The organism is Vibrio sp. (assembly GCF_047973365.1).
Lineage (GTDB): Bacteria > Pseudomonadota > Gammaproteobacteria > Enterobacterales > Vibrionaceae > Vibrio.
Genome location: NZ_JBKEBW010000025.1, coordinates 1 through 21,113 on the forward strand (window position 1 = coordinate 1; position 21,113 = coordinate 21,113).

At 43.6% G+C, this 21,113-nt stretch carries 18 protein-coding genes; 4 read left to right on the forward strand and 14 right to left on the reverse strand.

Annotation, left to right across the window (positions count from 1 at the left end; all coding sequences use genetic code 11):
* Positions 1–268: 268 nt before the first annotated feature.
* From secF to queA, 5 genes are all read right to left on the reverse strand, one after another.
* Complete coding sequence (secF, locus tag ACK5MF_RS03890; protein ID WP_416919555.1) at positions 269–1,216, reverse strand: protein translocase subunit SecF; 948 nt, start codon at positions 1,214–1,216, stop codon at positions 269–271.
* Between the two features lie 14 nt (positions 1,217–1,230).
* Positions 1,231–3,084, reverse strand: coding sequence for a protein translocase subunit SecD (secD, locus tag ACK5MF_RS03895; RefSeq protein ID WP_416919557.1), 1,854 nt, complete (start codon positions 3,082–3,084; stop codon positions 1,231–1,233).
* A 20-nt stretch (positions 3,085–3,104) separates the two neighbouring features.
* Positions 3,105–3,437, reverse strand: coding sequence for a preprotein translocase subunit YajC (gene yajC / locus ACK5MF_RS03900; protein ID WP_165310466.1), 333 nt, complete (start codon positions 3,435–3,437; stop codon positions 3,105–3,107).
* Between the two features lie 138 nt (positions 3,438–3,575).
* The gene (gene tgt / locus ACK5MF_RS03905; RefSeq protein ID WP_416919559.1) at positions 3,576–4,715 is read right to left on the reverse strand and encodes a tRNA guanosine(34) transglycosylase Tgt; all 1,140 of its coding nucleotides are present in this window, start codon (positions 4,713–4,715) and stop codon (positions 3,576–3,578) included.
* A gap of 161 nt (positions 4,716–4,876) precedes the next feature.
* Complete coding sequence (gene queA, locus ACK5MF_RS03910) at positions 4,877–5,929, reverse strand: tRNA preQ1(34) S-adenosylmethionine ribosyltransferase-isomerase QueA (RefSeq protein WP_416919561.1); 1,053 nt, start codon at positions 5,927–5,929, stop codon at positions 4,877–4,879.
* A gap of 255 nt (positions 5,930–6,184) precedes the next feature.
* On the opposite strand from queA, the gene ACK5MF_RS03915 reads away from it, so the two are divergent.
* On the forward strand, positions 6,185–6,634 hold the full coding sequence (locus ACK5MF_RS03915; RefSeq protein WP_416919563.1) for a CBS domain-containing protein: 450 nt from the start codon (positions 6,185–6,187) through the stop codon (positions 6,632–6,634).
* 102 nt (positions 6,635–6,736) lie between these two features.
* On the opposite strand, the gene aceA is transcribed toward ACK5MF_RS03915, so the two are convergent.
* The 3 genes from aceA to ACK5MF_RS03930 all read right to left on the reverse strand — a co-directional run bounded on the left by aceA (position 6,737) and on the right by ACK5MF_RS03930 (position 11,297).
* Positions 6,737–8,041, reverse strand: coding sequence for an isocitrate lyase (aceA, locus tag ACK5MF_RS03920; RefSeq protein WP_416919565.1), 1,305 nt, complete (start codon positions 8,039–8,041; stop codon positions 6,737–6,739).
* Between the two features lie 147 nt (positions 8,042–8,188).
* The gene (gene aceB / locus ACK5MF_RS03925) at positions 8,189–9,826 is read right to left on the reverse strand and encodes a malate synthase A (protein ID WP_416919567.1); all 1,638 of its coding nucleotides are present in this window, start codon (positions 9,824–9,826) and stop codon (positions 8,189–8,191) included.
* A gap of 565 nt (positions 9,827–10,391) precedes the next feature.
* Entirely contained in the window at positions 10,392–11,297 is a 906-nt protein-coding gene (locus tag ACK5MF_RS03930) for a hydrogen peroxide-inducible genes activator (RefSeq protein ID WP_416919569.1), read from the reverse strand.
* A gap of 199 nt (positions 11,298–11,496) precedes the next feature.
* On the opposite strand from ACK5MF_RS03930, the gene ACK5MF_RS03935 reads away from it, so the two are divergent.
* Complete coding sequence (locus ACK5MF_RS03935; protein ID WP_416919571.1) at positions 11,497–12,108, forward strand: peroxiredoxin C; 612 nt, start codon at positions 11,497–11,499, stop codon at positions 12,106–12,108.
* A gap of 179 nt (positions 12,109–12,287) precedes the next feature.
* Here the strand turns inward: ACK5MF_RS03935 and ACK5MF_RS03940 are convergent, their stop codons facing one another.
* The 3 genes from ACK5MF_RS03940 to ACK5MF_RS03950 are packed head-to-tail and all read right to left on the reverse strand — an operon-like array spanning position 12,288 to position 15,898.
* Entirely contained in the window at positions 12,288–12,725 is a 438-nt protein-coding gene (locus ACK5MF_RS03940) for a hypothetical protein (protein ID WP_416919573.1), read from the reverse strand.
* Positions 12,726–12,774: 49 nt separating this feature from the next.
* On the reverse strand, positions 12,775–14,658 hold the full coding sequence (locus ACK5MF_RS03945; protein ID WP_416919575.1) for a sulfatase-like hydrolase/transferase: 1,884 nt from the start codon (positions 14,656–14,658) through the stop codon (positions 12,775–12,777).
* Positions 14,659–14,665: 7 nt separating this feature from the next.
* Complete coding sequence (locus ACK5MF_RS03950) at positions 14,666–15,898, reverse strand: anaerobic sulfatase maturase (protein WP_416919577.1); 1,233 nt, start codon at positions 15,896–15,898, stop codon at positions 14,666–14,668.
* Positions 15,899–16,074: 176 nt separating this feature from the next.
* Between ACK5MF_RS03950 and ACK5MF_RS03955 the strand changes: the two genes are divergently transcribed.
* Both ACK5MF_RS03955 and ACK5MF_RS03960 read left to right on the forward strand, forming a co-directional pair.
* A complete protein-coding gene (locus tag ACK5MF_RS03955; protein ID WP_416919579.1) occupies positions 16,075–17,007 on the forward strand; it encodes a LysR family transcriptional regulator in 933 nt (310 codons plus the stop codon).
* A gap of 95 nt (positions 17,008–17,102) precedes the next feature.
* Complete coding sequence (locus ACK5MF_RS03960; RefSeq protein WP_416919581.1) at positions 17,103–17,855, forward strand: copper homeostasis protein CutC; 753 nt, start codon at positions 17,103–17,105, stop codon at positions 17,853–17,855.
* Positions 17,856–17,874: 19 nt separating this feature from the next.
* On the opposite strand, the gene phoU is transcribed toward ACK5MF_RS03960, so the two are convergent.
* From phoU to pstA, 3 genes are read right to left on the reverse strand one after another with little or no spacing between them, the layout of a single operon-like run.
* Positions 17,875–18,573: a phosphate signaling complex protein PhoU gene (phoU, locus tag ACK5MF_RS03965; protein WP_416919583.1), complete on the reverse strand. Its 699-nt coding sequence runs from the start codon at positions 18,571–18,573 to the stop codon at positions 17,875–17,877.
* Positions 18,574–18,623: 50 nt separating this feature from the next.
* Positions 18,624–19,442 carry a phosphate ABC transporter ATP-binding protein PstB gene (pstB, locus tag ACK5MF_RS03970; RefSeq protein WP_416919585.1) on the reverse strand — a complete coding sequence of 273 codons (819 nt, stop codon included), beginning with the start codon at positions 19,440–19,442 and terminating at the stop codon, positions 18,624–18,626.
* Positions 19,443–19,444: 2 nt separating this feature from the next.
* Entirely contained in the window at positions 19,445–21,103 is a 1,659-nt protein-coding gene (gene pstA, locus ACK5MF_RS03975) for a phosphate ABC transporter permease PstA (RefSeq protein ID WP_416919587.1), read from the reverse strand.
* Positions 21,104–21,113: the final 10 nt, after the last annotated feature.

A 21,113-nucleotide genomic window follows, 5' to 3' on the forward strand; every position in this document is an offset into this window, starting at 1 on the left:
GATTGAAGGCTCATAACCACCTAGTTCCAATCAGGTTATACCAAGGGCTCATTGAAGCCGCGACGAATGATATGAAAGCTAGGTTCGGATATCCATCAAGGCGGGTAATCTGATACCCAAAGCCGAATATATGGGAGCAATTGAGTATCAGAAATTATCATGATTGTCTCTTGCAATAAGAGAGGGTCCATATATGGTATTATTTAAAGTTCAGGCAAAAAAACCACCTACGAATCAGTGGCTTTTAACTGTTTGATGCATATGCCGGTTATGGCATATCGTCAAATTCAGCACCTTCTTTCTCCACTTGAGGAGTCAGTAAGTGCTCACGAGTAATACCTAATTTCAATGCTAGAGCTGAAGCCACATAGATTGAAGAGTAAGTACCCACAGTGATACCCAATAACAGCGCCATTGCGAAACCGTGAATCATAGGTCCGCCTTGAACAAACAGAGCGATAACTACAAACAATGTGGTACCTGAAGTAATCAAGGTACGACTTAATGTTTGAGTGATCGAGTCATTCATGATTTCAGTAGGTTCGCCTTTACGCATCTTGCGGAAGTTCTCACGGATACGGTCGAATACCACTATGGTATCGTTGAGTGAATAACCAACAACCGTGAGCAATGCCGCAACGATGGTTAAGTCCACTTCTACTTGCACTAGCGAGAAAATACCAAGTGTAATGATCACGTCGTGCGCCAGTGCTAATACCGCACCTGCCGCTAAACGCCACTCGAATCGCATAGAGACGTATAGAAGAATACACAGTAGCGATACTAAAATCGCTAAACCGCCCGCTTCTGTTAGTTCGTCACCTACGTTAGGACCAACGAACTCGATACGACGCATTTCAACCGATTCACCAGTACCGTCTTTAATTGCGCTTAAGATTTGATTGCCTAAAGCTTCACTTGCCACATTTTCACGTGGACGAAGACGAACCATCACATCTCTCGCAGAACCAAAGTTCTGTACCGTTGCATCACCAAAGCCTTTCGCTTCTAGCGCAACACGGATTTCTTCAAGGTTGACGGGTTGTTCAAAACCAACCTCAATCAATGTACCGCCAGTGAAATCTAAGCCCCAGTTCAGCCATTTTGTCGATAGTGTGAAAATCGAAGCTCCGATCATGAGTATCGAGAAAATGAACGCAAACTTCGACCAACGCATAAAGTCGATCGATTTATCTGTTTTCAGAATTTGAAACATACCAATTCCTACCCTTAGATCGACAATTTGTTGATGCGTTTACCACCGTACAGCAAGTTGACGATACAACGAGTGCCGATAATTGCAGTAAACATTGAAGTGAGAATACCGATAGACAGAGTCACCGCGAAACCTTTGATCGCCCCCGTACCTACAGCAAACAGAATGATTGCCGTAATTAAGGTTGTGATGTTCGCATCGGCGATAGTACTGAATGCATTTGCATAGCCTTGGTGAATCGCTTGCTGCGGGTTACGCCCGTCACGCAGTTCTTCACGAATACGCTCAAAGATCAGAACGTTGGCATCCACCGCCATACCGACGGTTAATACGATACCCGCGATTCCAGGCAGAGTCATTGTTGCACCCGGGATCATCGACATCACGCCGATGATCAACACAAGGTTTGCACACAGTGCCACATTGGCAATCAAACCAAACTTGCGGTAGTAAAGCAGCGTGAATAGCATTACGGCAACCATACCCCATACACACGCTTGAATACCCATATCGATATTCTGTTGACCCATTGATGGACCAATGGTGCGTTCTTCTACAATCGAAATCGGCGCAATCAGAGCACCTGCACGCAGTAGAAGTGCAAGGTTATGAGCTTCAGTCACTGAATCGATACCGGTAATACGGAAACTACGGCCTAGAGCAGATTGGATCGTTGCTTGGTTAACCACTTCTTCGTGCTTAGCTAAGATAACTTTACCTTCTGGTGTCTTACGACCGCTGTCTTTGTACTCAGCAAATACCGTCGCCATCAGCTTGCCAATGTTCTTTTTAGAGAACGCTGACATTTTCGCGCCACCTTCACTATCCAGTGAGATGTTTACCTGCGGACGACCATACTCGTCAGTACTTGAGCTTGCATCAGTAATGCTTGAACCACCAAGAATCACACGCTTCTTAAGTACTGCCGGACGACCATCACGGTCAAACTTAACTTCACTACCCGCAGGTACACGACCCGCAGCGGCAGCGGCTAAATCAGCCTTGTCATCCACTTCGCGAAATTCAAGCGTCGCCGTTGCACCAAGGATCTCTTTCGCACGAGCCGTGTCCTGAACACCTGGCAGTTCAACAACGATACGAGTCGCGCCCTGACGTTGTACCAGCGGCTCAGCAACACCCAGTTCGTTTACACGGTTACGTAAGATACTGATGTTTTGCTCAACAGCATAGTTACGGATTTCTTGTAGACGAGCTTCAGAGAATTGCGCTTTCAGCACGAATTGATTGCTTTCATCATCAGCAATAAACATCATATCGCGGTGTTTTTCTTCTAAAGAGGTTTTTGCTTGAGCAAGTTGCTCTGCATCACGTAACACCACTTCTACTGAATCTTTAAGAGGACGAATTGCACGGTAGCGAATTTTGTCTTCTCGCAGTTCACTGCGGAATGCTTCTTCTTGTTGACTGACCAATTTTTCCATCGCTGCGTCCATATCCACTTCCATCAAGAAGTGAACACCACCACGAAGGTCAAGACCAAGCTTCATTGGCGCTGCGCCAATGGCTTCAAGCCAATCAGGAGTTGATGCTGCTAAGTTCAATGCCACGATAGTGTCTTTACCCAGAGCTTCACTCACGACATCGCGAGCACTGATTTGGGTGTCAGTGTCATTGAATCGAACCAGAATAGATCCATTTTCGAGACCAATGGATTTATGAGAAAGTTGCGCTTTATCCAGCGCTTTAGTGACAGAATCCAGCGTTGACAGATCTACAGAGGCGCCACGCGCCCCTGTAATTTGAATAGCTGGATCTTCACCGTAAAGATTTGGAAGTGCATACAAAGCAGAGACGGCAATAACAAATACCACCATCAAGTACTTCCATAACGGATAACGGTTTAGCACAGAGAAGATCCTCTAGCTGTTTATAGAGATTTCAGCGTACCTTTTGGTAATACTGCTGTAATAAAGTCTTTTTTAAGAACGATTTCGTTGTTCTCATTAAGAGCAATAGACACATAATCGTTGTCTTCTGCAATTTTAGTGATGCGACCAACTAGTCCACCACTGGTAAGCACTTCATCACCTTTAGTCATAGAAGCCATTAGGTTTTTGTGCTCTTTTACGCGCTTAGATTGTGGGCGGTAAATCATGAAGTAGAAGATGACTGCAAACATGCCAAGCATGATTAGCATTTCAAAACCACCACCAGCTGGAGTACCAGCAGGCGCCGCGTGTGCTACAGAAATTAGACTCATTGAGAAATGTCCTCTAAGTTATTTTGTCTAGTGTGAAATCTATTGGGTTGCGCAACGCTAAATTCAAGTCAGGAAAGAGATAAATCCAACTTAGCGCACGAAATTACATTGATGCCAGCACACATGCTGGCATCAACATTACGCTTTCTCTTTTTGTAGAGGTGGCACTTCACGATTACGTCGTGCGTAGAACTCTTCTACAAATTGCTCGAAACGGTCTTCATCAATCGCAGTACGGATACTTTCCATCAAACGTTGGTAGTAGCGTAAGTTATGAATAGTATTTAGGCGAGCACCTAAAATTTCATTACAACGATCTAAGTGGTGAAGATACGATTTCGAGTAATTTTTGCAAGTATAACAATCACAATGCGGATCCAATGGTGAAGTATCCGTTTTATGGGCCGAGTTACGAATCTTAATCACGCCACCAGTCACGAATAAATGACCGTTACGTGCATTACGTGTTGGCATTACACAGTCGAACATATCGATACCACGACGGACACCTTCCACTAAATCTTCTGGTTTACCAACACCCATTAAGTAACGTGGTTTGTCTTCCGGCAATTGAGGACAAGTGTGCTCAAGCATACGATGCATGTCTTCTTTAGGTTCGCCCACAGCCAGACCACCGACAGCGTAGCCATCAAAACCAATTTCCGTCAGACCTTTTACAGAAACATCGCGCAGGTCTTCGTATACGCTACCTTGAACGATACCGAATAAAGAGTTCGGGTTTTCAAGCTTGTCAAAATGATCGCGAGAACGTTGTGCCCAACGAAGTGACATCTCCATTGATTTCTTCGCTTCATCATGTGTTGCCGGGTATGGCGTACATTCATCGAAAATCATCACAATGTCTGAACCGAGATCTTTTTGGATCTCCATCGACTTTTCAGCGTCCATGAAAATCTTGTCACCGTTTACTGGGTTACGGAAATGCACACCTTCCTCAGTGATTTTACGAATATCACCAAGGCTGAACACTTGGAAACCGCCTGAATCGGTCAAAATTGGACCTTGCCAGTTCATGAAATCATGCAGGTCACCGTGCATTTTCATCACTTCTTGGCCTGGACGTAACCAAAGGTGGAAAGTGTTACCCAGTAGAATTTGTGCGCCAGTATCAGCCACTTCTTCCGGTGTCATACCTTTTACCGTACCGTAAGTACCAACAGGCATAAACGCAGGCGTTTGCACTGTGCCACGTTCAAAAGTCAGTTGACCGCGACGCGCATTGCCATTTTTCTTTTTTAGATTGAATTGTAGTTTCACAAAGCCTCCAAATGTCAGAGAAACAGTCTGACGGATTGATACCTACGCAAGTTTTACATAACGAATAGGCATTAAATTAACACTAACCTAGGTACAAACAGCTACCCGGAAAAGTGTCCAGATAGCTTCAAATATAAATTAAGAGTATGACGCTTTTCGCTTCAAATAGTTCTCTTGGTTATGAACATTGCATCACCGTAACTAAAGAAACGGTATTGTTCTTTCACTGCATGCTCATAGGCCGCCATAGTATGTTCGTAACCCGCGAATGCACTTACTAACATAATTAGCGTTGATTCAGGTAGATGGAAATTGGTAATCAAACCATCCACTAACTGGTATTGATAACCCGGAAAAATAAAGATCTCGGTGTCACCAAAGAAAGGAACCAACTCTGTACCTTTGCTTAATGCGTCTTGCGCAGCACTCTCTAAAGAACGCACAGAGGTTGTACCCACAGCGATAATACGACCGCCACGAGCTTTGGTTGCAGCAATCGCATCCACCACTTCTTGAGGTACTTCTACGTATTCTGCGTGCATGTGGTGATCGTTGATATTGTCTACACGAACAGGTTGGAATGTCCCAGCCCCTACATGCAAAGTGACATAAGCAAACTCAACACCTTTCGCTTTGATTTGCTCAAGCAAGGTTTCATCGAAGTGCAAGCCAGCAGTCGGTGCAGCTACCGCACCCGGTTTTTGGTTATAAACCGTTTGGTAACGTTCTTTATCTGCATCTTCATCTGGGCGATCGATGTAAGGCGGCAATGGCATATGACCGATGTCATTTAAAATTTCTAATACGGCTTTTTCGTCCGTAAAGCGAATTTCAAACAGCGCATCATGACGCGCAACCATCACTGCATGGTATTCATCATTTTCACCCAGATACAATTCTGTATTCGGTTTTGGCGGCTTAGAAGATCGAACGTGAGCAAGAATCGTGTGCTCATCAAGCATACGCTCAACCAATACTTCGAGTTTGCCCCCTGAAGCTTTACGGCCAAACATACGAGCAGGAATAACACGGGTATTGTTAAACACTAAAAGATCACCCGCTGCAACCAGATCGAGGACATTTTTAAAGGTGCTATCGGTTATTGCACCGGTATTACCGTCCAACTGCAGCAAACGGCTGGCGGTACGGTCTGCTTTTGGGTAACGAGCAATAAGCTCGTCTGGAAGTTCAAAATGGAAATCTGAAACTTGCATGACTGTCTATTCGTTCTCTATATGGGTTTAGCGATCAATCTTTTCGCGGCGCGGTAGTATATACCTAAGCAACCGCAAGATACAGGATTGTGCCCCCCGAAGCGTCAATGGAAAGACAATAGTTTGTAATCAACGATCAATTACGCCAATTCGAGATAAAAGTTGGGCAAGCTCTCAGTTATTTATCCTTAGAGAAACTATGCTTTAGGCAAGAACCAAAGAGTTATGATAAGCCGGATGTGACAGGAGTTAGATATGATTAAAGTCGAAGACATGATGACTCGTAACCCTCATACTTTGCTGCGTTCAAACACACTCTCTGATGCTAAGCACATGATGGAAGCGTTAGATATTCGCCATATTCCTATTGTTGATGCAGACAAGAAACTACTGGGAGTAGTCACTCAAAGAGATATACTGGCCGCACAAGAATCGAGTCTACAAAAAGCCTCTAGTACCACTTCGTATACGGACGACTCTCCGCTTTATGAAATTATGCATACGCAAGTGATGTCCGTTTCCCCGCGAGCAGGGTTAAAAGAGAGCGCCATGTATATGCAAAAACACAAAGTCGGTTGCTTACCCGTAATAGCTAAAGGTGAATTAGTTGGCATCATTACGGATAGCGACTTCGTCTCGATTGCTATCAGCTTGTTAGAGTTGCAGGAAGAAATAGAACCCGAAGAAGTCGACGATGATCTTTAACGATTTTATAGTTTAATCAGGCTCTCTCTCATCATGTCTAAAAGGTAAACAAAAAAGAAGAGCGACCAAAGCCGCTCAAATATTCATAACCTAATTATAGTGTTAAAACTGGTCTTCTTCCGTAGAACCATTCAAGGCAGTAACTGATGAATTTCCGCCTTGAATGGTATTGGTCATCTTATCGAAATAACCAGTACCCACTTCTTGTTGGTGAGCGACAAAGGTATAACCTTTTTCAGCCGCAGCAAATTCAGGGCGTTGAACCATTTCAACATAGTGACGCATACCTTCACCTTGAGCATAAGCGTGTGCCAACTCAAACATGTTGAACCACATGTTATGGATGCCAGCTAATGTAATGAACTGATACTTGTAGCCCATGTCTGAAAGTTCTTGTTGGAACTGCGCAATGGTTTCTGGATCCAGGTTCTTTTCCCAGTTAAACGATGGAGAACAGTTATAAGCCAGCAGTTGGTCAGGGTACTGTTCTAAAATCGCTTGTGCGAATTTACGTGCTTCATCCAAATCTGGTTTTGCCGTTTCACACCACACAAGGTCAGCGTAGGGTGCGTAAGCAAGTCCGCGCGCTATCGCTTGATCAATACCTGCACGTACACGGTAGAAACCTTCGCTGGTTCTTTCGCCTACGATAAAGTCTGCGTCGTATGGATCACAGTCGGATGTCAGCAAATCTGCCGCGTTGGCATCAGTACGAGCAATCACCAGAGTTGTCGTGCCTGCTACGTCTGCTGCCAATCGAGCTGCAATCAATTTTTGTATCGCTTCCTGAGTCGGCACTAATACTTTACCGCCCATGTGACCACATTTCTTCACGGATGCTAATTGGTCTTCAAAGTGAACACCCGCCGCACCCGCTTCAATCATGGATTTCATCAGCTCATAAGCATTCAGAACACCACCGAAACCCGCTTCTGCGTCGGCAACGATCGGTAGAAAGTAATCAATACCTTCTTCTGGTGTTACACCGTTTGACCACTGGATTTGATCAGCGCGACGGAACGAGTTGTTGATACGCTTAACCACGCTCGGTACAGAATCGACTGGGTACAGTGACTGATCCGGATACATGGTCGAGGCACTATTGTTATCCGCAGCAACCTGCCAGCCTGAAAGATAAATCGCTTCAATACCAGCTTTTGCTTGCTGAACTGCCTGACCACCAGTCAATGCGCCTAGACAGTTCACATAGCCCTTTTTAGCACTGCCATTCACCAGTGACCAAAGTTTGTCTGCACCACGTTGTGCAATTGTGTTTGCTGGAATCATAGAACCACGTAGGTTCACCACTTCTTCAGCGGTGTAAGTGCGTTTTACGTTGTTCCAACGAGGATTCGTTGCCCAATCTTTTTCTAACGCTTCAATTTGTTGGCGGCGAGTCAGTGTCATAATCTATCCCTCTTGGTATGAGCGTCCTTTCGCTATCAGTACTGCACTCGCTGATATTGAGCTGACTATTTGGTTGTTTCAGTTAAGTTTCGTTTCACGTTGTTGTTATTTTTTAAAAAAAAGGTTTTTATTGATTTAAAAATCGGATCAAGCTAAATATTCATAACCGGGCACGGTTAAGAAATTGGTCAGTTCATCACTGGTGGTCAGTTTTTCCATCAGCTCAGCAGCTTCGCTAAATCGACCTGAGTTAAAACGTTCTTCACCCAGTTCAGATTTCACAACTTCTATCTCTTCAGCTAGATATTGACGGAACAGATCTTTGGTCACGATCTGACCGTTATCCAGCGACTTATCATGTTGAATCCATTGCCAAATCGAAGTACGGGATATTTCCGCTGTCGCCGCATCTTCCATCAGTCCATAGATAGGCACACAACCGTTACCTGAGATCCAAGCTTCGATGTATTGCAGCGCAACGCGAATATTGTGTCTCATCCCCTCTTCGCTTCTTACACCGTCACATGGCGCCAATAAGTCTTCTGCGGTGATAGGCGCATCGGACAAGCGGCTCACATCCAACTGATTGCTGCGTTCACCAAGCACTTGGTTAAACACATCCATAGCGGTATCAGCAAGCCCCGGATGGGCAACCCAGGTACCGTCATGGCCATTGGTCGCTTCCAACAGTTTGTCATTGCGGATTTTGTCCTGAACCTGAGAGTTCACTTGCGGATCTTTTGCTGGAATGAATGCCGCCATACCGCCCATGGCAAATGCGCCACGCTTATGACAGGTATAAATCAGCAAGCGCGAATAAGCGTTGAGAAACGGCTTATCCATCGTTACAACTTGACGATCAGGCAGTACACGGTCTGCGTGTTTTTTCAGAGTTTTGATATAGCTGAAGATATAATCCCAACGTCCACAGTTAAGACCAACAATGTGTTCTTTCAGTGCAAACAGAATTTCATCCATCTGAAAAACAGCAGGCAGTGTTTCAATCAATACTGTGGCTTTGATGGTGCCGGTTTCTAACCCAAAGTAGTCTTCCGTGAAATGAAAAACATCACTCCACCATTTTGCTTCTTGATAGGCTTGCAGTTTTGGCAGGTAAAAATATGGACCGCTGCCTTTTTTCAATAACGCTTTGTAGTTGTTAAAGAAATACAAAGCGAAATCAAACAGAGCGCCCGGAATAATTTGTCCGTCAAAGGTGACATGTTTCTCACGCAGATGCAGACCACGTACGCGACAAATCAGTACCGCTGGATCTTCTTTGAGTTGGTAGTTTTTACCGTTATCCGGGTTGGTATAGCTAATGGTGCCATTGACGGCATCGCGAAGGTTGATTTGACCGTCTAATACTTTATCCCAAGCCGGTGACATCGAGTCTTCAAAATCCGCCATAAACACTTTTACATTGGCGTTCAATGCGTTAATGACCATCTTACGATCCGTGGGACCGGTGATTTCTACACGGCGATCTTGCAAATCACTTGGGATACCGAGAATTTTCCAGCTTCCTTCGCGAATGTCCTGCGTTTCGCTGAGGAAGTCAGGCAACTGACCGTTGTCGATTATTTGTTGTTTGCGTTCACGTTCAGCGAGTAATTCGTCCACTCTTGCTGCATAGCGAACACACAATTCGGATAGGAAAGCCTGAGCTTCACTTGGAAAAATAACTTGATGTTGTGGAGCAAGCTCTCCAGTGATTGTTAATCGAGAGTGGCAACCTGACTCTCTCTCTAATGCGATGTTCGAATCTGACGTTTGAGCAAACATATCTTCTTCCTTTTTACTTAAAATTTCATTTGTAAATTTAAAACCACAAATTACATTTTAATTTATTAAACCTTCCATGCTTTCCATGTCGATACAATCACTCAAAGCACACTTAATTTCAACGTTTATCTGACTAGACATAAGTCTATAAAAGTTAAATAAACACTAACTTGAAAAAGCTATTAGTAAAAGACTAAAAATTCATTTGTGCAAAATTCAAAGTTTTCTTCGGTTCAGTAATTAGCCATTTTAAAAATGCAGATCATGTAATTTATTACGTAATATAATTACATACTTTCTTATGTCGAAGATACGATTTAAACGAAGCGAAATAGAAGGTAAAAATTAGAAAGTACTGAAATACTGGCGACTTGGATAACAACCTGATGATTTATTTAAACACTAACGAGGGGCAAAATTGTAAAATTAACTTTGTGAATTTTTACAATTTTATGAAAGCTTCATAAGCTTTGGTCTTGTGAAATTTCACAGAAAAAGCGATCTAAAAAGTATAAAAAACTAAAAAACGCACCAGTAACAGTGCATTTCTACTATAGATAAACGTCTAAAGCATCTCCGACACCAGATCGGCAAGAAGATTAAAAGTGTGACTTCGAGAAGAACTCGGGCGCCAAATTAAGCCAATTTCTCGGTAAGCTTGCTGGCCTGGAGGATCAATCACCACGAGGTTTTGGTTCTCTAATAATCCGTGCTCAATCGCCATTTGTGGAATAAAGGTCGTTCCCAGACCATTGGCAACCATTTGTACCAGAGTATGTAAACTGGTTGCCGTGAATGGATTGATCTTCTCTTTATCGGTCAGCTTGCAGGCAGAAACGGCGTGCTCAGTTAAACAATGTTCGTTTTCCAACAGGAACACGGATTCATCCGGTAAATCAGCGTACTTAATTGGTACACGAATACCCTCAGCTTGATTACGGCTGATCACCATACGAAAGGCATCACGCCCAACGATACGGCTTGCCATATTGCCAATCTCCATTGGCAGAGCAAGGATCAGTACATCCAACTCCCCATTGCGCAAACTCTGCAACAGGTTCGCCGTCGTATCTTCTCTTAACAGCAAATGCAGTTTCGGATAGCGAATATTAACCTCTTGCACCAGATCCACCAGCAAGAACGGAGCAATCGTGGGAATGCAGCCCAATCTTAATTGCCCTTCCATCGCATCTGTTTGACACAACTTGCCAACTTCGACTAAATCCTGTCCTTTGGCGAGCAGTTCCCTTGCTCTTTTGACAACTTGTTCGCCAGCAAGGGTAAAAACTAATGGGCTTTTCTTATCTTTCTTTTCATACAGAGGGCAACCAATCAATTCTTCCAAGTTTTGAATACCTTTACTCAAGGTTGACTGACTAACGAAGCAACGCAATGCCGCTTCACTAAAATGACGGGTTTCGTGTAGCGTTACTAAGTAATGCAGTTGTTTTAAACTTGGCCATTTATTCATATTAGCTATTAATCTGTTACGTGATTCAGTTAATTAAATTGGGATTGAATTTATTATCGCTTTTTTCGATTAAGTTAATCTATTTATTTCGCTTTTTTCTATTTAACAAAATGTACTATAGTTTGTCTTGTACATAGATGGACTGAGCTGACAACAATGAGAGTCGGCTTATCATAATTTAATGCTTAGGAGCAAAAAAATGGTACTAGTAGGTCGTCAAGCCCCTGATTTTACTGCTGCTGCAGTACTTGGTAACGGTGAAATCGTTGATGCATTCAACTTTAAAGAGTTCACTAAAGGTAAGAAAGCAGTTGTATTCTTCTACCCTCTAGATTTCACTTTCGTTTGCCCATCAGAATTGATTGCATTCGACAAGCGTTTCGAAGACTTCCAAGCGAAAGGCGTTGAAGTTATCGGTGTTTCTATCGATTCACAATTCTCTCATAACGCATGGCGTAACACTGCTATCTCTGATGGCGGTATCGGTCAAGTTAAATACCCTCTAGTTGCTGACGTTAAGCACGAAATTGTTAAAGCCTACGACGTTGAGCACCCAGAAGCAGGCGTTGCTTTCCGTGGTTCTTTCCTAATCGACGAAGACGGTCTGGTTCGTCACCAAGTCGTTAACGATCTACCACTAGGTCGTAACATCGACGAAATGCTACGTATGGTTGACGCGCTAAACTTCCACCAAAAACACGGTGAAGTATGTCCAGCACAGTGGGAAGAAGGTAAAGCAGGTATGGATGCATCGCCAAAAGGTGTTGCTGCATTCCTATCTGAACACTCAGACGACCTAGGTAAAAAGTAATCACTTCTTAGCTCGAGCGCTCAACTCGGGTTAATGGTTGGACAATATATAAAGCGATAACGCACCGCCAATCAGTTAAGAAGTAAAGTCGTAAAAAAGCCAACCGTATCAAGGTTGGCTTTTGTTTTTTTATAATCAATCAGAACATAGATATGTTTATATTAATCATATAATTGGCTCTACTCTACTAATGATGTAGTCACACTTTCGATTTGCTGGTTAAACTCGAATGGAGCGTGATAGTTGCGACTTACTGCACCGCCTTCATCTTCACCAACACCGACACCATCATCGAGAGAGTACATCCGGCTATTGGTATTAGGAATGACTTTCTTCATGATGAGCTGTCCATTCAGGTATAGGTAACAGTTGCCGCCTTTACCAGCACCAGCTTTATTGCCTTTACCACCAACACCATCTTCGTCATAACGGAATTTCACCGTAATGTCGTTATCACCTGATTTTAGTTTCGAACCACTTAACTTGGTATACTCATAATTCAACCAGTTATATTCGAATGTTGGCACGCCATCTTTGACATACAGTGTCCAACCACCAAAATTCCCTCCTTGAGCAATAATGACCCCTTGAGTGTCTGATGCATTATCAGTCGACACTTTGGCCACAATATCAAACGATTTATTTTTGATATTAAGGAACGAGTTTTCAGGAATACCTTTGGCACCGGCGTATTAAGGTTAAGCTTTTCTTGCCAAATAATGCGTCCGGACGGCCGGCAATCTCAGCGTTCATACGTTCGAGAATTCTATCGTCGATAGGGTAGACGTGATTTTTCTCAGCTTCTTTATCGAATAGCTTCTTCATCTCCTCAAGTTTTTCAGGATTTGATTTCGCTAAGTTCGTTGATAAAGACCAGTCTTTACGTGTATCAAATAGTTCCCATTGATCGTCTTGTAAAGTCGAAAATTTCTGTGACGTTTCCCAAAGCGGCACATGGATAACACGAGCTAACCAACCATCTTTATACATAGCCCGGTTACCACCGATTTCAAAATATTGACTATGATGATCGCTTTTTGCATTAGGATCGGTGAAAGTTTTAGTGAAGCTTACACCAGCAATTGGCACTTGTTTAACACCATCAACCTCTTCCGGCTGTGGAAGTTTCGCTGCATCAAGAATCGTTGGGGCAATATCAATAACGTGAGACCATTGTTCTCGCATATTGTTGTTGCCTTGTTTGATACCATCCGGCCAGCTAACCACCATACCGTTTCTCGTACCACCGAAATCGGAAGCCATACCTTTCATCCATACGAATGGCGTATCACCGGCAATCGACCAACCCGCCGCATAGTGTCCGAAACTTTCCGGCCCACCTAGTTTATCTATATTATCCAATACATATTTAGGATCTTCTTCTACCCCATTGTAGAACGCCAGTGAATTAAAGCTACCGTTGCGGTTGCCTTCACCACTCGCACCGTTATCGCCGACAATGTAAAAAATCAAGGTGTTATCAAACTCCCCATTTTTCTTCAGTGTATCAACGATACGACCGATTTCATGATCGGTATGAGCGAGGTAACCGGCATAAACTTCCATTTGACGTTCAAAGACGCGTTTTTCATCTTTGGTTAATGAGTCCCAGCGCGGTATATTCTCTGGCATTGGTGGCAAGATAGTATCTTTCGGTATGATTCCAGCCGCTTTTTGACGTTCAAAGGTTTCCTGACGAAGTTTATCCCACCCCATCGAAAACTTGCCTTTAAACTTATCTATCCACTCTCTGGGCGCTTGGTGCGGAGCGTGAACCGCCCCTGGCGCGTAATAAGTAAAGAATGGTTTGTCGGTATTATAACTGTGTTGCAGATTTAACCACTGGATAGTTTGATCTGTCATATCCGCAGTAAAATGGTAATTCTTCTTACGCGGTGTTTTGATTCGGGTATTGCCGTCAACTAAGACCGGTTGAAATTGATCAGTCTCGCCACCGAAGAAGCCATAAAACCGATCAAAACCGATCTGTGTTGGCCACAGGCTTTGGTTAGCAGCAGGGCCCGTTTCCCACGGTGGAATTTCATGGTTTTTACCAAACATCGCGGTGCTATAACCATTATATTTTAATACCTTAGGAAGTGCTGCTATGTTGTTTGGTCTTGCACCCGTGTTACCCGGGAAGGCTGTCGATGTTTCAGCAATTGACCCCATATTATTCTGATGATGATTCCGCCCTGTCAACAATGCGGTTCGGGTTGCAGAGCTCACCCCCGTGGTATGGAATTGATTATAAACCAACCCCTGCTTTGCCAATGCATCTAACGTCGGCATATCGACCGCACCTCCAAAAAGCGAAGACTGACTAAAACCGACGTCATCCAACAAAATCACCAATACGTTTGGAGCACCATCCGGTGCTTTGACCCGTTGAGTAATTGCTGGTCGTTCTACATTACGAACATCGAGTTGATCATAGGTTTGAGGTTCGGTGTCTGCGACAGGAAGCTGCGTTCTATCAACGGCTTGTGCTGATGCCAGACAAGGCGCGAGCAAGCTACTGATAGCGAACGTCTTTTTTAAAACATCCATATATACATTACCTTTTGTTTGAGGGGGTGAGGATTAAAGGACCATCCAGAGCTTGCATCACATAGCTCGCAGGATAGCCGTGGGTCATTAATGTGGTCATCGCTTGTAGATACTTCTCTATGTGTTGGAAGAAATAGAAATATCCATCACATAGCGTATTTTCATATTCTCCGGAAGAAGAAAAGAAACGATGTTTCGGGCAGCCGCCATTACATAATTTGAGAAAGCGACACTGCTTACAGCGCTTAGAAAGCCGGGAGTGTTTATTAAAATCAAACTGAGATGTAGTTTGACTGATTTCCTGCAGTGACTGAGTCATCACATTGCCAAGATTGGATTCGGGATAAGCCACATGGTCACAAAAGTAAACATCACCGTTAGATTCAACCGCATAAGATGAACCGCACTCTTTGGCATGAATGCAATTCGGTGACTCATTACCAATATATTGTGTTAAGGCTTGTTCAAAGTTAGAGATAAAGACTTTGCCAACATCTTGTTTTATCCACAGTTGAAAAATATCGACGAGAAAATGACCATAATCAGCCCCTTTCACTGACCATGCTGTGGGTTGATATTCCTCATCTGTCTGAGACGTTGAAAAAATAATATTGCCCGCAAAATGTTGTCCCCGGGCACGTTCTCGCTTCGATGGTAAAGACTCTACAACAGGAGAAAACTGAAGGTATTTAACTTTATGTTTTCTAAAAAAAGAATAAATGTTTTCTGCATGCTGGCAATACTCTTGAGTCACGCAAGCCAATACGTTGTATTCAACATTCATTTTTTGCAGAAGCTTGAGGGCTTGCAGGTTCTCGCTAAAAACACTTGCACCATGTTTGGTTCGATAAGTCGCCTGCAACCATTCGGGACCATCTAAGCTCAAACCGACCAGAAAATTGTTCTCCTTAAAAAACTGGCACCACTGTTTATCTATCTTAGAGCCATTGGTTTGCAGAGTATTCTTAATGATTTTGCCTTGAGCATATCGCTTTTGTAACGCAACGGCCTGCTTAAAAAAGTCAAGCCCTGCGAGGGTAGGCTCGCCACCATGCCAAGCAAATTCCACTATGGGTGATGGTTGATTTGAAATATAGTTTTTAATATAGCTTTCAAGCACTTCCAGACTCATTACTTTTCTTGAATTAAGAACTCGGTCTTTTTCAAGATAAAAGCAGTACTTACAATCATAATTACATTTTGAGCCAACCACTTTTACGGTTGTATGTATACCCATCATGAACCCACCTACTTATCTCTTTATCACCAGCAAATATCAGAGAAATATATCGTCTCAAGGTTATGTTATAGATGATTTTATCACCTCACCTCTGTATTAAAATTGATAATTGTGTTAGATAACACTTATCAACTTTGTTAACTCAAACCCGTACAGACTAGTGGTATAAAAAAGAGATGAGCTTTAATTACAATTTACTAAAACCATTGCGTTGTTTGTTAGATACTCGTAGTGTCAATGATGCCGCCGCTCAGCTAAATACCACACCTTCAGCGGTAAGTCGGACATTACGGACATTAAGAGAAGTTTTTCAGGATGAACTGTTAACCCGAAAAAATGGTAAGATGGAACTCACGGCAAAGGCCATCGAATTGCAGTTGACGGTAAGTCAAGTCGTGCGGGATATTGAGAGCCTGAATAACAAGCAAGTGTTTATTCCGGCGCTCGAAGAACGTAATGTTACCATTGCTCTGAATGCGTCAATTGCTCAATGGTTTGCACCATTGATTGTGGAACATTTGAAAACACAGGCACCCAATCTCAAACTGATCATCGATGATTGGAGTGACTCAACACCACAGAAAATCAACGCTCACCTCGTGGATTACGCCATACATTATTTTCCTCTTGAACTCTCAAAAAGTGTGGTGCAAAAACGCGGGTTAAGTGATTATTTTGTACTGGCTTGTCGTAAGCAGCACCCTATGGTAGGAAAAGACTTCCAGATGGATCATTTCAATCATTATCCTATGGCAGTTCATATCATGAAACATTGGAACGAAGGAGCGATACCAGTATGTGAGCATATCAAAAAATTTGGTATCCAACCTAATGTCGCACTGCGAACGACACATCTTGCTGTGTTACTCAAAGCGCTACAAAATAATGATCTGCTATTTCCTTGTTCGATTCATTTAGCCCAATCATTAGCGCCTCAGTTAACCTATTTAACCTCTTCAGATCCGGACTTCCAGACATTACGCCAACGTGAGTTTGGTTTTTTATATGACAAAACAAAGAGTAATGATCCCTTTATTCATTGGTTACACAATGAAATTTTTCAATTGATGAACAATGCCATTCGGCAACATGCAACACCAGAGCTTTGAGCTTTTTTATTGAGTAATAGGTCGCACCAGTCATTAGATAAAATCCGCGCTAATTGGTATACACTTACCCCACATTAAATAGCTGTGAGCTCATCATGAATTACAACATTGAAGTTTGTATCGACAACTTAGAATCCCTGCATTTAGCGATTGAAGGCGGAGCGAAGCGTATCGAATTGTGCTCTTCTTTGGCGCTCGGTGGGCTCACGCCAAGTTTTGGCATGATGAAGCAAGCGGCAAAATTATCGACGATCCCTGTCTACGCCATGATTCGTCCTCGCCAAGGCGATTTTCTTTATGATCAAGATGATGTCGAATCTATGCTTTATGATATTGATGCCGCTGCTGAAGCGGGTTTGCAAGGTATTGTGTTTGGCATTCTGACAGCTGAAGGCAGTGTCGATATAAATAAATGCGCCCGCATTGTTAACCATGCCAAACTCAACGGTTTAGGTGTCACGTTTCATCGCGCCATTGACCAATGCCACGACTATCGCCAAGCATTAGAAGACATCATCAAACTCGGCTGTGAGCGAGTACTAACTTCAGGGCTAGCGAGCAACGCATTAGCGGGAACAGATGTCATCGCAGACATGGTACAACTTGCAGATGGACGCTTATCCATTATGGCGGGAGCAGGTGTATCAAGTGACAACGTGGAAGCCATTGTCACTCAAACCTTGGTTAAAGAAGTGCACTTATCAGGAAAATCAACGCGAGCAAGCCACATGACGTTGGTGGCAAACAGCGCCAAAATGGGCAATCAAAACCTTGATGACTTCATCGTCCCTGTGACGAATCCAGAAGCCATTCGCAACGTCGCGGAAATTGTAAAATCGCTTATGTAATGATTATTCGCGTTGGGTTTTAACGTAAAGCATCGTCGATAGATTGTTCGCCCAAGTGGCGAACGTCTTTGCCTTTAACAAAGTAAATGATGTATTCGCAGATGTTTTGGCAACGGTCGCCCACACGCTCAATTGCACGGGCAGACCACATGACTTGCAGAATATGCGGAATGTTTTTCGGGTCTTCCATCATATAAGTCATCAACTGACGGATCACCGCTTCGTACTCTTTGTCTAATTTATCATCCAATTTATACACTTCGGCTGCTGCTCCTACATCCATACGGGCAAAAGCGTCCAGAACTTTGTGCAACATAGCCACAGCACTACGGCATAGCGGTTCTAAAGAAACCTGGAAATGGCTCTCTTTGGCTGAAGGACTTTCAATTGCTACGTACGCCATTTTAGTTGCCACGTCACCTATGCGTTCAAGATCGGTAATGGTTTTGATGATAGCCATGATCAGACGTAAGTCTTTTGCCGCTGGCTGACGTTTGGCAATGATACGAGTACAAGCCTCATCGATAGAGACTTCCATCGAATTCACTTTATGATCATCACGCACGACTTTTCTTGCCAGATCAATATCCTGCTTATTCACCGCTTGCATCGCAAATGAAAGTTGCTGCTCAACCAACCCACCCATGGTTAATACCTGAGTACGAATAGATTCAAGCTCAACGTTAAATTGACCAGAAATGTGGCGACCTAGCTGCATGATAATTCCTTAACTCGCAAAGTTCTGCTGTAAAAAGTGCTGATGTTCACTTAACCGTATCGACCAGTAATGTAATCTTCGGTTTTCTTTTGCAATGGCGAAGTAAAAATAGAGTCCGTATCTGCGTACTCGATCAATTTTCCCATATGAATAAAAGCAGTATGGTCACTTACTCGCGCCGCTTGTTGCATATTATGGGTAACAATCACAACCGTATATTTGGTTTTCAGCTCGTGAATCAATTCTTCAATCGTCAGTGTGGAAATGGGATCAAGCGCCGAGGTTGGTTCATCGAGCAACAACACTTCCGGTTCAATCGCAATCGCACGTGCAATGACCAAACGTTGCTGCTGACCACCAGACAAACCAAAAGCATTTTCATGCAGACGATGCTTAACTTCGTCCCACAGCGCCGCAGCGCGCAGCGCGCGCTCAACCGCATCATCTAAAGTGCGGCTGTTTTTTATTCCTTGCAAACGTAGACCGTAAACCACATTTTCGTAAATAGATTTCGGAAATGGATTCGGTCGCTGAAACACCATTCCTACACGGCGTCTTAGTGTTGCAACATCCACATCAGGATGATAAACGTTTTTGCCATGCAGCTTAATCTCACCTTCAACACGACACGCTTCGACTAGGTCGTTCATACGATTGATACAACGAAGTAACGTCGATTTACCACAGCCCGAAGGCCCGATAAATGCTGTCACTTGTCCTTTAGGAATACGCATAGAGATATCGCTCAACGCTTTTGCCTGACCATAAAACAAGCTCAAGCCTTCAATAGAAATGGAGGTTTGTTGATCAGTTAAATTGTTGACGTTCAACGGAGCCTGATAGCCCAAAGTTTGATTAACAGAAAACATGCTTAATCTTGTCCTAAAGTACGATATTTCTCGCGCAAATTATTGCGAATGCTAATGGCAGTTAAGTTCAAAGCCACGATCACCGTTACCAGTAAAAATGAGGTTGCGTACACTAATGGTCGTGCGGCTTCGATATTGGTGGTTTGGAAACCCACATCGTAAATATGAAAACCTAAATGCATAAACTTACGTTCCAGATGAACATAAGGGAACTCGGCATCCACTGGCAAGCTTGAGGCAATTTTCACTACCCCTACCAACATCAACGGCGCAACCTCTCCCGCAGCACGAGCTATTGCTAATATCAGCCCTGTAATCATAGCAGGGCTAGCCATAGGCAAGACAATTCGCCAAATCGTTTCGAACTGAGTCGCCCCTAGCGCTAAAGAGCCATGACGAACTGAGTTAGGAATACGAGTTAACCCCTCTTCAGTGGTCACAATCACCACGGGCAAAGTCAGCACAGCCAATGTGAGAGCCGACCATAGCAAACCGGGGGTGCCAAATGTGGGAGCAGGAAGTCGCTCTGCATAAAACAAGCTATCGATCGATGAACCTATGGTGTAAACAAAGAAACCCAAACCAAATACGCCATACACAATCGACGGTACACCGGCCAAATTGATAACCGCAACGCGAATAATACGGGTAAAGGTATTATCTTTCGCATATTCATGAAGATATATCGCGGCTACCACGCCCAAAGGCATCACGATAACCGACATCAGCAACACCAGAAATACCGTGCCAAAAATGGCAGGAAACACACCACCTTCAGAATTAGATTCACGAGGGTTCTCTGACAGAAATGCCCAGACCTGCTTTGACCATTGAGTCAGTTTTTCCAACGTATTCATATCGTTAGGATACCAAATATGCAAAATATGGCTAACCGGAATGCGTACTTTGTTTCCTGTCATATCTTCAACAATCAGCGTTTGCAGGCCTAATTGCGTTCTCAGCAAATCAAGATGTTGTTCCGCTTGTTTTCGCTTACCATCCAGCACTTGTTTTTGTTGCTGGTAATTGGCTTGATAGTCTTCGGTTAACTTGCCATTTAGCTCAAGACGTCGTCTCTCCAACCGCAATTTTTCAGATGCGATACTGACGATACGAATCTCTTGCTCGATCACTGTATCGATCTGCTCACGCAAAGTGGTGACTTCTTGTAGACCACGCTCAAGAAGCGTTGAAATATATGAGCTGACTTGACCATCGGCTTTTTCGAAGCCAACAGGTTTACCAAAAAACTGCCCGTCACGAGTACGTTCGATTACCGCCCAACCCGTTGGTTTTTCTGGCTGGGAAACATGGTCAGCTAATAGTGAGATGAAATCCGCCTTATACAGCTCTCGGTTGGCGACCTTAATACTTAAACGCTCGGTGCTCCCCTCTTCTAATGCTTCAGGAGAAAGCACCACCTTCATCTCTTTCAGATGACTGACAGGCACACTTTCAGAGGCATACAACTGTCCGACGATCACTTTACCTGGTTCGGTTAGGCTATGCCATTGATACAATGGCGCTGGCCAGAAGTAGGTTAACCCTTTCCAACCAATCAACAGCAATAGACCCAGTACCGAGATCAAACTTAGGCTCACCGCACCACTGGTCAGCCATATCCAAGGAGAGCCTGATTTAAACCACTTCAATAACGACATTTAGCTATCC